Annotated in this window: 9 protein-coding genes and 1 pseudogene; 6 read left to right on the top strand and 4 right to left on the bottom strand. The window is 62.9% G+C overall.

Going from position 1 to position 14,098, the window contains the following annotated elements:
• Positions 1-10 precede the first annotated feature (10 nt).
• Genes BGP85_RS01500 through BGP85_RS01510 form a run of 3 tightly spaced genes read right to left on the bottom strand, consistent with a single transcriptional unit; the run spans position 11 to position 2,559 of the window.
• On the bottom strand, positions 11-1,105 hold the full coding sequence (locus tag BGP85_RS01500; RefSeq protein ID WP_103448021.1) for a hypothetical protein: 1,095 nt from the start codon (positions 1,103-1,105) through the stop codon (positions 11-13).
• Positions 1,106-1,144: 39 nt separating this feature from the next.
• On the bottom strand, positions 1,145-1,774 hold the full coding sequence (locus BGP85_RS01505) for a LysE family translocator (protein WP_103448020.1): 630 nt from the start codon (positions 1,772-1,774) through the stop codon (positions 1,145-1,147).
• A 2-nt stretch (positions 1,775-1,776) separates the two neighbouring features.
• Positions 1,777-2,559, bottom strand: a complete 783-nt coding sequence (locus BGP85_RS01510; RefSeq protein WP_103448019.1) for a YqcI/YcgG family protein — start codon at positions 2,557-2,559, stop codon at positions 1,777-1,779.
• 162 nt (positions 2,560-2,721) lie between these two features.
• On the opposite strand from BGP85_RS01510, the gene BGP85_RS01515 reads away from it, so the two are divergent.
• On the top strand, positions 2,722-3,642 hold the full coding sequence (locus BGP85_RS01515; RefSeq protein WP_103448018.1) for a LysR substrate-binding domain-containing protein: 921 nt from the start codon (positions 2,722-2,724) through the stop codon (positions 3,640-3,642).
• Here BGP85_RS01515 and BGP85_RS01520 read toward each other — a convergent pair.
• On the bottom strand, positions 3,623-4,519 hold the full coding sequence (locus BGP85_RS01520) for a LysR family transcriptional regulator (RefSeq protein WP_103448017.1): 897 nt from the start codon (positions 4,517-4,519) through the stop codon (positions 3,623-3,625). The two genes, BGP85_RS01515 and BGP85_RS01520, sit on opposite strands and share 20 nt — an antisense overlap.
• A 118-nt stretch (positions 4,520-4,637) precedes the next feature.
• Here BGP85_RS01520 and BGP85_RS01525 point away from each other — a divergent pair, with 118 nt between their 5' ends.
• The 5 genes and pseudogenes from BGP85_RS01525 to BGP85_RS01545 all read left to right on the top strand — a co-directional run.
• A complete protein-coding gene (locus tag BGP85_RS01525; RefSeq protein WP_103448016.1) occupies positions 4,638-5,822 on the top strand; it encodes an MFS transporter in 1,185 nt (394 codons plus the stop codon).
• A 34-nt stretch (positions 5,823-5,856) separates the two neighbouring features.
• A complete protein-coding gene (locus BGP85_RS01530) occupies positions 5,857-8,217 on the top strand; it encodes a DNA polymerase II (RefSeq protein ID WP_103448015.1) in 2,361 nt (786 codons plus the stop codon).
• A 77-nt stretch (positions 8,218-8,294) separates the two neighbouring features.
• Positions 8,295-12,779, top strand: coding sequence for an NEL-type E3 ubiquitin ligase domain-containing protein (locus BGP85_RS01535; RefSeq protein ID WP_103448014.1), 4,485 nt, complete (start codon positions 8,295-8,297; stop codon positions 12,777-12,779).
• 275 nt (positions 12,780-13,054) lie between these two features.
• The gene (locus BGP85_RS01540; protein ID WP_103448013.1) at positions 13,055-13,618 is read left to right on the top strand and encodes a DUF4174 domain-containing protein; all 564 of its coding nucleotides are present in this window, start codon (positions 13,055-13,057) and stop codon (positions 13,616-13,618) included.
• Positions 13,619-13,739: 121 nt separating this feature from the next.
• Positions 13,740-13,994 (top strand): annotated as a pseudogene (locus tag BGP85_RS01545) (HvfA family oxazolone/thioamide-modified RiPP metallophore); the annotation flags it as partial.
• Between the last annotated feature and the right edge of the window lie 104 nt (positions 13,995-14,098).

Raw genomic sequence — 14,098 nt, forward strand, 5'->3', positions numbered from 1 at the left:
CGCTCGTCTGTCAGACGAGCTTGATCGGTGTGACCTTGCGCCGGGCGTATCGTTCCTGGGCCAGCCCCAGCTTGGCGGTGATCACCTTGGCCAGGGCATTGTTGCCCAGGTCGTTCAGGTGCAGGCGGTCGATGAACAGATCGGCACCAAATACCAGCGAGCTGCTGAGCATGCTGTTCATGTCATAGCAGGGCACGGGATCTGCCTGGCTCTTGATGCGACGGAAGAATGCCATGTGCAGTTGGCTGTCGAATGCCCCGTCGAGTAGGCGATCGAAATTCCCCGGGTGTTGCTTGAGGGCGGCCAGCATCGCCTGTTCACCCGCCGGCAGGGTTTCCCGACACCAGGGCAGCAGGGGCTGGAGGATGAAGGTCAGGGTGGCGTGGCTGTCAGCCAGCATGCGCTCCCATTGGCGCAAGGTGCGGCCGATGTTGTCGGCCGCCCGGGCCAGGCGTTCTTCCGGAGCAGACAGCGACCAGTTGGGGAGCGGTTCGTGACGCCGTGGTGCCAGTGCCTGGCCCAGGCGCTGCCACAGCGACTCGCGGCGAGCCGGGCCTACAGGTGGCATGCCTTCGTTGAAACTGTTCAGGTAAGCCTGGTGAGCCTTGGCCTTTTGCGGGTCGTGCGGGCCGGCCAGGACTTCGCCGAGGGCTTCATGGGCCAAGGTGTTGAGGCCGCTGAGCAGCACCACATGGCCCACTTCGCCCAGGCGGTGCTGGTGGGTCAGGAACAGCAACAGTTCCTGGCTGGCATTGAGCCCGCAGCCGGCCAGGCTCAGCCATACCTCACCGGTCAGCATCGACAGGTGCGAGGCCACCGTATGTTCATCGGAGCTGGCGCCGATGCCCAAGGCGGTCGAACCGCCGACCAGCAGGTTGATGCGCGGTGCACTGCCGCGTTCGGCGGCCGAGAAGCGCTTGCCGGCGCAGTGGCTGTAGCGCAGGCCAAAGGCATCGGTGTTGATGGTGCCGGAGCGGTAGCCGCTTTCATGCACATGCAGGGTATGCGGTGCGCGGCGGTTGCCCAGCAGCAGAAAACGCTGGTAGTCGTGATGCAGTGGCGAAGCGAGGCCCTGGATGTGCGTGGCGGTTACGGACGGTGTCATGGGCGCTCCTTCTCGGCTGGCGTGCGGCGGTGCAGGGCTTCAGCCCGCCAGTTCCTTGAGGTTATAGGCCAGGCCACCGACGGCGATCAGCAGCAGGACGACCCCTGAAGCCAGGGAAATCAGGCGGTTGCTGCGCTGCGAGGTGATCTTGCCGATGGCGAAGATGTACAGGCTGAGCACGGCGAAATCGATCAGCACCCACAGCAGCGACAGCACCACCATGCTCTTGCCGAACGACTCGGTGATCTGGATGAACTGCGGGAAGAAGGCGATGAAGAAGATGATGTCCTTCGGGTTGGAAATGCCCACCATGAAGCCTTGCCACAAACCGCCGCGGCCGGGCTTGGCCGGCTGCAGTTCGGCCTCCTCGGCGACAGGCGCCTGCAGGCACTCGCGCAAGGTGCCGACGGCGATGTAACCGATGAACAGGCAGCCCAGCAGGCTCATGCCGCTGAGCCAGGCCTTGTCGATGGCTGCGCTGGTGAGGATGACCCAGGCAGCGGCGCCGATCAGCACCAGTGACGCCCAGTTGGTGCCGACGGCGGTGAACATGGCCTTGCGCGAGCCGGAGGCCGCAGCGGTGTTGACGATCAGTGCCACCACCGGGCCGGGGGTGGCGATCAACAGCAGGACGGTGAGTGCATAAGTCAGAGTCAGGGCGGTATTCACGGTCAATTCTCGATCAGAGTGTCGGGTGTCGCGTGGGCGTGTGCATGAAAGGGGCAGCGCGACGGATTGAGCGAGCCTGCTTCCTGCAGTTGGTACTGCTTCCATTCGAAGTTGTCGTCCTGGCCAAAGAAGCCCAGGGTTTCGGGCATGACCCCGTCGTTGTAATGGCGTACGCGGTCACGAATGCGGGCACGAATGCGTTGCCCGCTTTCGGTGCTGGCGTTGGCCACTTCGTCGAAGTTTTCCCGCGGGTTGATGACGAAAGTGATGTGCGGGCCGAGATTGCGGCTTTTCATCTGCTGGTGGCCGGGGAAGTTCATGTTGATGAACAGCGGCATGCCGGCATAGCAGAACGACCAGGCGTTGTCGTGCGGGTCGGTGGGAACTGCTTGAGGCCACGGATGCGGGTCTCGGGCATGTACCCCGCGCAGTACTTTCCAGGCCAGTGCCTGTTGTTCGGCCAGGCTGCTGTCGGCGGCAGTTTCGAGAAACACCACCAGCGGGCTGCCGATGCGTTGCTTGATCGGCACAGGCGTGATGGTGCGGATATAGTCGGCCAGGCCCTGAGCGATATCGTCGGCCAGTTGTTCGGCACGGGCGAAGAGGATGTGGCAGGATGCGCCGGCTACCGCCTTGCGCCCGAACAGGCACGGAAAGTCGGGGTTGGCGAGTACGCTGCGAAAATGTTGTAAGGTTTGTCGCGTCCAGTGCTGAGTGTTCCGTACATGTTCATCGGCCAGCTCTAGCGCATCCAGGCGATAGCAGTTTCCATAAACCGTAAACATGATTTCCCCAGGAGATTAAAGTAAGAGAGAGTTCCACTCACTATGCAGGCAGGTTGGTTACTTATCTTTGTTATTTACCTGCATTTTCTGAGACGCTCTTCACGTTGTAAAACGCGTGGAACTATGACCTACTATTAGTCTCACTCATGCTTCGAGGGCATCATGTCGGAACGGATTCAAGCACTGCACGCCTTGCGTGCCTTCGAGGTTGCCTCGCGCTACGGCTCGTTCACCCGCGCCGCCGAGGAGCTGGCGCTGACCCAGGGGGCGGTCAGCCATCACATCAAGACGCTCGAATCCATGTTCGGCTGCGACCTGTTCGAACGCCGTGGCCCCAAGCTGAGCCTCACCGAGCATGGGCGGCTGCTGGCCCAGGAGCTCAAGGTCGGTTTCAAGATCATCGAAAACGCCTGTGCGCTGCTGCGCCAGGACCGCTATGGGCTGCGTCTGAAAGCCCCCTCGACGCTGACCGTACGTTGGCTGCTGCGGGCGCTGGACGGTTTCAAGAAGCTCGAAGACAACTGCAGCGTGCAGCTGTCGAGCGTGTGGATGGACATCGACTCGGTGGACTTCTACTCCGAGCCCTACGACTGCGCCATCCTCCTGGCCAACGGCCGTTTCCCGGCCGACGTCGAGAGCGTCAAGCTGTTCGATGAGTGGCTGATCCCGGTGTGCCACCCGGACTACATGACGCAGGCGCAACCGGAGCTGGCCGACCTGCGTCAGTGTGAATTCCTCCACCCATCACCGGACCGCCGCGACTGGCGGCGCTGGTTGGCGCGCATGGATGCGCTGGACATCAGCATCGACCAGGGCCAGGTGTTCGATACCCTCGACCAGGGCATCTCGGCGGCACAGCAGGGCCTCGGTATTTCCGTGGTCGACCTGGTGCTGGCCAGTGCCGATCTCGCGGCCGGGCGCCTGGTGACGCCGTTCAAGCATGCGGTGTCGACCGGTGACGGTTATTACATGACCTGGCTCAAGAGCAGCCCCAAGGCGCGGCAGATGCACAAGCTGCGTGACTACCTGCTCGGCCAGGTGCCACCGCTGAGCTACAAGGACATCAACTACCTGTACGGTTGAACACGCGTTCCAGCATGAAGTCTATGAACACCCGCAGCTTGGGCGGCACGTGGCGCCCGGACGGCCACAACAGGTAGAAGCTGCCACGCCGTTCGATGAAGTCGTCGAGCACGCTCACCAGCGACCCTGCGGCCAGTTCGCGGCGCACGCTGAAGTCCGGCAGGCAGGTAATGCCACGGTGGTTGAGGGCGAAGCAGATACGTGTCTCGACATGGTTGCAGACCATCGAGATGGGGATGTCGTAGCCCTGTTCCGGGTGCTCCTGGCGCAGCGGCCAGATTTCCAGCTTGCCGTTGCTGGGGAAGCGGTAGTGCAGGCAGGTGTGAGCGCTGAGTTCACGCGGGTGTTGCGGCGTGCCGCGCGCGTGCAGGTACTCGGGCGAGGCCACCAGGCAATGCTGGAAGTGCCCGAGAAACTTGGCGTTGAGCCGCGAGTCCAGCGGCTGGCCGCCGCGCATCACCACATCGAAACCTTCACCGACGATGTCGACCATGCGGTCGGTGAACTCCAGGTCCAGCTCCACCTGCGGATAGCGCTCCATGAACTCGGCCAGGGCCGGCATCACCAGCCCGGTCACTTGCGGCAGGCTCACGCGCAGGCGGCCGCGTGGTGTTTCACTGGCCTGCGACAGTGCCTGTTCGGTGGCCTCGATCTCGGCCAGGATGCGCCGGCTGCGTTCGAGAAACAGTGTGCCCTCAGCGGTCAGGGTGATGCTGCGGGTGCTGCGGTGGAACAGGCGCACACCGAGGCGGCTCTCCAGGCGCGCCACACGCTTGCCCACAGCCGAGGCGCTGATGCCCAGCGACTGGCCGGCTGCGACGAAGCTGCGGGTTTCGGCGACCCGGTTGAAGACCACGAAGCCGCTGAGGCTGTCCATCCTGTGCTCCTGATTACGGACATCCACGTCCGGGGTGAGCGGCATTGTAACCATCTTTTTCCGTAATGGCGGGCCTTGCAGACTGTCGGCCTTGATCGAAACCACAAGGCATCCTGCAATGTCCCAGACATCGACTATCCCCCTGACCCGCGCCGAGCGCCTGCCTTTGAGCGGCCTGCTGGCACTGGCCATGACCGGCTTCATCGCCATCCTCAGCGAAACCTTGCCAGCGGGCCTGCTCGACCAGATCGCCGCGGGCATGCATATCAGCCAGGCCATGGCCGGGCAATGGGTGACGGCCTATGCGCTCGGCTCCTTGCTGACGGCCATCCCGTTGGTGACCCTGACCCAGGGCTGGTACCGGCGCCGGGCGCTGCTGCTGGCGATCATCGGTTTCGTGCTGTTCAACGGCCTGACCGCGGTGTCGCCCTCCAACCACCTGACGCTGTTGCTGCGGTTTCTCACCGGCGCCGCTGCGGGCCTGGCCTGGGGCCTGATCGCCGGGCATGCCCGGCGCATGGTGCCGGCGGCCCTGCAGGGGCGGGCGATGGCTGTGGCCATGCTCGGCCAGCCGATTGCCTTGTCGCTGGGCTTGCCGATAGCGACCTGGCTGGGCGCCGGGCTGGGCTGGCGCGCCACCTTTGTCGTGGTCACGCTGGTGGCGCTGCTGCTGGTGTTCTGGGTGCTCAGGGCGGTGCCGGACTATCCGGGGCAGGCGAGCGGCCAGCGCCCGTCGGCGGCGCAGGTGCTGCGCACGCCGGGCGTGGCCCTGGTGCTGCTGGTGATCCTCGCCTGGGTCTTGGGCCACAACATCCTCTACACCTACATCGTGCCGCTGTTGGCGGCGGCGGGCATGACGGCCGAAGTCGGCCAGGTGCTGATGCTGTTCGGGCTCTCGGCGCTGGCCGGGATCGGCCTGGTCGGGCTGATGGTCGATCGGCACCTGCGCAAGCTGGTCGTGCTGAGCCTGGCAGGGTTTGCCCTGGCCACCCTGTTGCTGGGGCAGGCCACACCCTGGGCCATCTACCTGAGTGTGGCGCTGTGGGGCCTGACCTATGGCGGTGCGCCCACCCTGCTGCAGACCGCCTGCGCCGATGCGGCGGGTGAGGGCGGCGATGTAGCGCAGTCGATGCTGGTGACGGTATGGAACAGCGCCATTGCCCTGGGCGGGATCGTTGGTGGCGTGTTGCTCGCCGGCGTGGGCGTCAAGGCATTTGGCAGCGTGGTACTGGCGCTGATCGCAGTGGCGGTGCTGACGGTGCTGGCAGCACGCAGAAGCGGCTTCGTGGCGGGGCCTCGCTAGCGTAGAATCGTGCTTTTCAGCAGAGGTCGACGCGGTGGAGTTGCAGCAGGGCTTTGTCCTCACCCGGCATTGGCATGACACGCCCGAGGGCACCTGCGTGGAATTCTGGCTGGCCACCGATGCCGGGCCACGGCTGCTGCGCCTGGCCCCCCAGGAATCGGTGGCCTTCATCCCGCAGGCGCAGGCCGAGCACGCCCGGGTGTTGTTGGCCAAGGAGCAAGGCGTGCAACTCAAGCCGCTGCGCCTGAAGGACTTTGACCAGCGCACGATGCTCGGCCTCTACACCCGTCAGCACCGCCAGCTGATGCAACTGGAGCAGCGCCTGCGTACGGCCGGTATCGACGTCTTCGAAGCCGATATCCGCCCGCCGGAGCGCTACCTGATGGAGCGCTTCATCACCGCCCCAGTGCAGTTCACCGGCCAGCGCGACGAGCAGGGCGTGTACTGCGAAGCCCAGCTCAAGCCGTTGCAGGGCTACCGCCCGACGTTGCGCCTGGCGTCGCTGGACATCGAGACCAGCGAGCGCGGCGAGCTGTACAGCATCGCCCTGGAAGGCTGCGGCCAGCGCCAGGTGTACATGCTCGGGCCGGCCAATGGTGATGCCGATGGCGTCGATTTCGACCTGCACTATTGCGCTGACCGCGCCGAGTTGCTGACTTGCCTCAACCAGTGGATGGCCGAACATGACCCGGACGCAATCATCGGCTGGAACCTGATCCAGTTCGACCTGCGCCTGCTGCATGAGCACGCCAAGGCGCTGCAGGTGCCGCTGGCGCTGGGGCGCAACGGCGCGCCGATGACCCTGCGTACCCATGCCGGCGGCGGCCACGTGTTCGCCGATGCCCCCGGGCGACTGTTGATCGACGGCATCGAGGCGTTGCGCTCGGCGACCTGGAATTTCCCTTCGTTCAGCTTGGAAAACGTCGCCCAGACCTTGCTCGGCGAGGGCAAGGACAGTGACACGCCTTACCAGCGCATGGATGAGATCAACCGCCGCTTCGCTGAAGACAAACCGGCCCTGGCGCGCTACAACCTCAAGGACTGCGAGTTGGTCACCCGCATCTTTGCCCATACCCGGTTGCTCGACTTCCTGCTGGAGCGTTCGTCGGTCACCGGCCTGGCGGTAGATCGCAGTGGCGGCTCGGTCGCCGCGTTCTGCCACCTGTACATCCCGCACATGCACCGCCTGGGCTTTGTCGCGCCCAGCCTCGGCAGCCGTCCGGACGAGGCCAGCCCCGGCGGCTTCGTCATGGATTCTCGCCCAGGGTTGTACGACTCAGTGCTGGTGCTTGACTACAAGAGCCTGTACCCGTCGATCATCCGCACCTTCCTGATCGACCCGGTGGGCCTGGTGGAGGGCTTGCGCCTGCCCGAAGACGAACACTCGGTGGAAGGCTTTCGCGGTGGGCGGTTTTCGCGCACCGAACATTGCCTGCCGGCCATCGTCGAGCGTGTATGGCAGGGGCGCGAAGCGGCCAAGCGGGAGGGCAACGCACCGCTGTCGCAAGCGCTGAAGATCATCATGAATGCCTTCTACGGCGTGCTTGGCTCCAGCGGTTGCCGCTTTTTCGACCCGCGCCTGGCCTCGTCGATCACCATGCGAGGTCACCAGATCATGCGCCAGACCCGTGCACTGATCGAGACGCAGGGTTATGAAGTGATCTATGGGGACACCGACTCCACCTTCGTCTGGCTCAAGGGTGCCCATGGCGAAGAGGCCGCGGCCCGGATTGGTCGTGATCTGGTGGCGCAGGTCAACGCGTGGTGGCGCGAGCACCTGCAGGCGACCTTGAAGCTGGACAGCGCGCTGGAGCTGCAGTTCGAGGTGCACTACCGGCGTTTCCTGATGCCGACCATCCGCGGCACCGACGAGGGCAGCAAGAAGCGCTATGCCGGCCTGGTGCAACGAGGCGATGGTCGTGAAGACGTGGTTTACAAGGGCCTGGAGTCGGTGCGCACCGACTGGTCGCCACTGGCCCAGCGCTTTCAGCAGGAGTTGTACGGGCGGATCTTCCGCGGCCAGCCGTATCGCGATTACCTGCGCGAGTACGTGCGTCAGACCCTGGCGGGCGAGCTCGACGAGCTGCTGGTGTATCGCAAGCGCCTGCGCCGGCCTCTGGCCGATTACCAGCGCAATGTTCCGCCGCACGTGCGCGCCGCGCGCCTGGCGGATGACTACAACAGTCGTATCGGGCGCCCCAGGCAGTATCAGCGCGGCGGCTGGATCAGCTACCTGATCACCACCGCAGGCCCTGAGCCGTTGGAAAACCAGCAGGCCCCGATCGACTACGAACACTACCTGAGCCGCCAACTGCAACCGGTGGCAGATGCCATCCTGCCTTTTGTCGGTGATGACTTCGCTGCTTTGACCGATCGCCAGCTGCTGTTGTTCTGACAGCGCGGTAACTATCTAGCCCTTGGCGCTAAAGGCCGGCGATTAGCGTCGCACTTCCAGACATTCGGAGGTGCGCCATGCATAGCAGTGATAACCAGACATCCATACGCTCGGCCAACCTGGCGCTGGAGCAACGCTTTCAGGATGGCTTGGTTGCCGGTCGCCTGCCGGCCTGGATCCGCAACCTGCGTGTCGCCAGCAACACGCCCGGCCAGCCACCTGCAGGTGCTTCGCTGACTGCCGAGCAACTCAGGTTCGTGCTCGATGCGCTCGCAACCAGCTACGCCTGCCGTCAGCGCCTGAGCCGCGAGTTTGGACGTATACAGGACATACGCCAGTATTGCGGGCAGTTGTTGCAGCGTGAGCTAAGCAACAGACTGTATGCGTCGGTCGACAGTGAGGCATTGTTCCTGCGCCACTTCTATTACAGCATTGCGCCCGAGCCAGAGTTCGCAACCGGCCACCAGCCACAGCAGGAAAAGAACAGCTACGACATCCCTTTGCTCGACGCGGCAATGGCCAATTTTACCGAGGACGAAGCCCGGGAGGGTGGCCTGCGGCGCAACGACCGCGTGGTGACAGGCGATGGCAGCACGTTCAAGCAGATGAGCGCTTCGGCGTTTGCCAAAGGCTGTCGCAAGCTTGATGTGGGCCAGCGCTATCAGCAGCACCTGGACGCGATCCTGTTTGCACCAGCCGTGGATGGCCACAGTTTCATGTCTTCGATCAAGGATATGCAGGCTGCCTCGATGTTGCTGGATGCCTGCAAGGCCAAGACCGAGGGGATATTGTCGGCCGATGAGCTGGCTGTAGTGATCGCAATCTGTCAGGGCGCGAATGCTGCCACGTTGCAAGGCAAGCCGGTGATTGCCAGGCAAATGAGCGTCTTCGGGTGCAAAGTCGAGCAGTTGGTGGTGTTCGACCAGACCACGACATCGTTGGGTTTCGGCGTCAGTGAGCGCGTACTGGTGTACATCCCAGGTGATCCGGTCAGCCCCTGGAGTGCCGCCCGGGATCTGGATACGTTCATCCGGCGAATTCTGGGTAAACGGTTGGCAGATAACGCCTACCAGCGCTTTTTCAGCCGGTTCATCCGCCTACGAGATAACGCAGCGTTTTTTGCCAAGGTTGCCAGTGAGTTGATGGATGTCGCCATTTGGGCGTCCCGGGACATGGACCAGCACATGGCTGCCTATCCATTGCCTTTGTTCGACCATCTGGCGCAGGCGTACATAGACCGGGTCAAGGATGATGCGGCGTTCATTGCCGTGCCCGTGAAGGTCATCGACGACAGTCAGCGCCAAGCCGAGCACGACCGCCTGATCGCGGCCGCCTGGGCCGTGGCCAGCCTGGCGGGTCTGTTCGTGCCCGGCATTGGCGCCATGCTCGGTGCGGTGATGGTCTGGGACATGCTCAAAGATGTTTTTCATGCCGTCGAGGACTGGCAGGAGGGCGATACCCAGGCGGCGCTGGACCACCTGGTGAAGATTGCCGAAACGGTAGCCATGGTCGGTGTCACTGCAGCGGTCGCAGGTTCAGCAGCGCGGGAGTGGCATCTGGTTGATGGCTTGGCAACGGCCCGCCTTGAGGACGGTAGCGAGAAACTGTGGCGCTTCGACCTGACACCTTTTCATAGCGCGGCACCGCCCCTGCAAGCCCTTGCCGATGCTACTGGGGTCTACCGCCTGAAAGGGCGTTGCTGGGTAAAGATGGATGGCTATTTTTATCAAGTGATGGAGCAGGGCGACGAACAGTGGCAGATCGTGCCGAAGCAAGGGCATGGCCCGCAACTACGAAACAACGGCGCTGGGGCCTGGCGCGTCTGGTGCGAGCAACCTGTCGAGTGGGACGAGCCCCAGCGTCTGTTTCGTCGCCTGGGCAATGAATTCAGCGATCTTGGGGCTGAACAGATCGATCAGGTGCTGGCCATTCATGGCCTGGACGCCAGCCATTTGCGGGGGCTGCATATCTGTGGCCAGGCGCCGGAGGCCTGCGTGGTCGATTCAGTCAGCCGCGTCGCGCTGGTGGCGCGGGTCCAGGCGCTGGTCAGGCAACTGCGCACGGGCAGCCAGGTGGCGGACTCCGTGTTGCTTGCCAGAGTGCGCCGATGGCAGGGAGCCGAGTCGATGCCCGATGCCCGCTTGGCCGAGCTGGTTGAAACCAGGCAGCGGTCATTGGTGGGCCAGCTTTACTATGAAAAGTATCCCGTGACGGCTGCCACCCAGGAGCTGCAAAGGGACTTTGTCAGCCTGCATCGACTTGGGGCCGAAGCGCTGCTGGACACGGTCGACCGGGATGGCATAGGCCTGGCGGCCGCAGCGCTGGTCAGGCGCATCCGCTGCATACGGGTGCATGAGGCATTGCTGTTTGATACGCCGCAGAGCCTGGACCTTGCCCGTGTGGTGCTGAAGTTGCTCGAGACAACACCGGGTGCTGAAAAGGGGCCGTATTGGCAGCTGTTCGATGGTGACCTGGCGGCACCCCTGTTGAGCAATAGCGGCCAGGGACGCATCTTGCGTCTTCGCTATCGGGACGGGGCATATCAATTGTTTGATGAACGGGATCAGGCGCTGGGGGAGCCAGGTGAGCTATTTGATCAGTTGGCTGCCGGGTATACGTATGAGCAGCGCGCTGCGCTGGGTGTGGGTGAGCCGTTTGTGCGGCAGTTGCGATCGCAGATGGCAAGCCGGGTTGCTCAGCGGCGGGAGGTGATCGCAGAGTTGCTCGACATCAAGCAGGACGCTGTTGGTTTCAACGCGCCACAGCGTCTGGCCAACGGCCGGATCGGTTACCCGTTGAGTGGCTGGCGGCAGCGGTTTCATCGCGGCCGGGGCGCGGTGAGAAACCTCTCTGCGGAATTGCGCGATCTGTACCCCGGCTTCGATGATGACGACGTCGAGCGATGGCTGACTCATTTGCGCCAAGCGCAGCGTGATCCGGGGGCCGAGCTGGTCGATCTGAAGCGTCAGCTCAACACACTGCGCAAGGCCCTTGGCGTCTGGCGTATTTCGACGCTCAAGGGCTGGAACTGGAAAGCGCGTCGGGAGTTTGCGCAAGGGCTGATCGCGTGCTGGCGGTATCTGATACCCAAGCAGTTGATAGCGGCAGAAGAGAGCGCGGGATACCTCTTGAGCACCTACCACAGTAACCTGGACGAGTTGCCCGATATTCCGCAGGGGGTTCGTTTTTCACACGTATCGGACCTGGCGCTGCGATCAGTGCAGATACGCCGAGTGCCTGACAGCTTCCTGCGCGCATTCGATGCGTTGCAATCCCTGAGCATTACCAATTGCCGGCTGACCCATCTGCCGCTGACTGCGCAGATGGCACAGCGCCTGCGCATCCTCGACCTGTCGGGTAACCAGTTGAGCCTGGACGACGATGGCGTTGAGCTGCTCGCCAGCTGTCAGCATCTGATCTACCTCAATCTTTCCCACAATCCGTTGCAACGGGTGATTTCCATCGCTCGGATACCCAGCCTCAACGCCTTGATGCTGCGCAATACGCAATTGACTGCGATTCCCGTTGGCGTGATGGAGGCTGGGAGCTTGCACACGCTTGATGTAGGAGACAACGCGATCCGTTCGCTGCCATTTGGCTTCTATCGTTCTGCGCTGTGGCGTTCCGGCCGGGTCAGATTGGCCGACAACCCGCTGCAGGGGGTGGAGGATGCCTGGAGTGAAATGCTCGATAATCAGGTACCCGTGAAGCAGCGCTGGCTGGATTTGGTGGCAGACAACCAGCGAGATCACCTGGCCAATCTCTGGGGCAAGTTGAATGGCAATCCCGCCGCTCGGCAGTTCTTTCATCTGTTGGAACGTTTGACGACTTCGGCGGATTTCCAGAGTGAATTTCTCTCCCGGTACCTGGCAATGCGCGTGCTGCGCATGCTCGACTACATGAGCGAACGACCCGCGTTGCAAACCGAACTGTATGAAAATGCACTGACGGAGCACTGCCAGGACAACGCCACGCTGCGCTTCAGCGACCTTGAAGTGCGCGTTCGTGTGTGGAAGGCCCTCAACCGCGACATGCCCGGCAATCAGGTCCGGGCACTGCTGCACCTGGGAGGGCAATGCTGGCGGCTGGACATGCTCGATGAAGTGGCAGGGCTGCATGCCGCTCGGGTCGGCATGCCCGAGGAATCGCTCGAGTTTGCCCTGGCTTATCGCCTGGGGCTGGCTGACCAGCTGGATTTGCCCATCGAGCACGACGAGATGCTCAACCCTGGTGTGGCCAACCTGTCGAGCACGGACCTGCGCGCGGGCGCAGATATCGTCAGGAGTGCGCAGTCCAGGGATGCGTTGGTCGATTACCTGGCGACGACGCGCTTCTGGCGCGATTACCTGGCGCAAACCTATCCCGGGCGCTTGCAGGTGCCGCAGGTCTTTCACGACGAACGAGAAGCACTGGAGGCACGCCAGGCGACAGCCCAAGCATTCAATCTTCTGCAGGATCGCGTGCAGCAGCGGGAGCTCAACATCTACAAGCAGCTCACCCGGGAAGCCTTGGGCCAGCACTTGACGGCGGTCATGGTTGCGCCGGCAACCCGGTGGCAGTGAGGCCAGACGTTCTGGATGAGGGCACGGTGGCCTCGCGTTTTCGTTCTCGTGCAGGCTTGTGCATGCACGGCGGGAACGATGCAGTGAATACGAAGGTGCATCGATGAACTATGCTCAGGTCGAGTACCGGCATTTTGCGTTTGGCAGCGACTTGGGGGACATGCGAAGTTACTTTTGTGTCAGAGATCCACCGGGTGAGTTGGTTTAGTCTCGCACGTCGGATCTTTCTCCCTGATCTGTAGTCTTTGGTTTATCGAGAGAATAAGGAGATTTGCATGCTCGTCCGCTCACTGACCCTCGCCATCTTGCTCGCTGTTGCCGGTCCGCTGCTAGCGGCCGACAGTGATGCGCCGCTGGCCAAGGAACTGGGCAAGGCCAGGCCATTGGTCGTCATCGCTCCAAGCAGCGCCGACCCCACCCTGCGAGGGTTGAACGAGGCCCTCAAGGATCCGGCGACCCAGGCGGGCTTCAAGGAGCGCAACCTGGTGCTGTTCAGCGTTGCCCAGATGATGGGCAAGCGTGAAGACAAGAACCTCGAGCAACAGACCACGATGGCCTTGATTCGCGAACTCAAGTTGGGCGCCAGCAAGGGCACCAAGGTGATCCTGGTGGGCCTGGACGGTGAGCGTCACGTGCTCAAGGATGATGAGTCAGGCGACAAGATCGACCCGAAGGTGATCTTCGATGCAGTCGACAAGCTGCCCGCGACTGAAAAAGCAGCGACTGCGCCAGAGCCCGTAGCGGCTGCTGTAGCCGAACCGAAGGCCAAGGACAGCAAATCCGCGAAACCTGCGAAGCCGGCCAAACCGGCAGCCCCTCCAAAGCCGTTGGATGACTGAGTGGCGCCAACTGTTGCCAATGGTTGGTGAGCTCCTACATGAGTAGCCGAATCCGGCGATATCGGCCAGGCCTTGAGCACGGTTGAATAGCTCCACTTCCTGACCACAGTGGAGCTTTACCATGACTCATACCCATAACAAACTCGGACTGTTCGGCGCTGCGCTTATCGGCAGCATGGCCGTTGGCAGCCAGGCGTTGGCTGTCGAACCGCTTGCCCACGGTTACCAGCTGGCTTCGGCCAAGGCCCAGGGTGAGGGCAAGTGTGGCGAAGGCAAGTGCGGTAGCAGCGGCAAAGCCGTCCAGGGCGAAGGCAAGTGTGGCGGCAGTGACAAGGCCGGCAAAAGCGAAGGCAAGTGCGGCGAAGGCAAATGCGGTGGCAGTGGCAACCATGGCAAGAGCCAGTCCTGATTCGAATTCCTGAGAAATGTGACGACGCCCCGTCTGCTGGTCAGACGGGGCGTTGTGCTTGTTATGGAGAC

The organism is Pseudomonas putida, assembly GCF_002906855.1.
Taxonomy (GTDB): domain Bacteria; phylum Pseudomonadota; class Gammaproteobacteria; order Pseudomonadales; family Pseudomonadaceae; genus Aquipseudomonas; species Aquipseudomonas putida_N.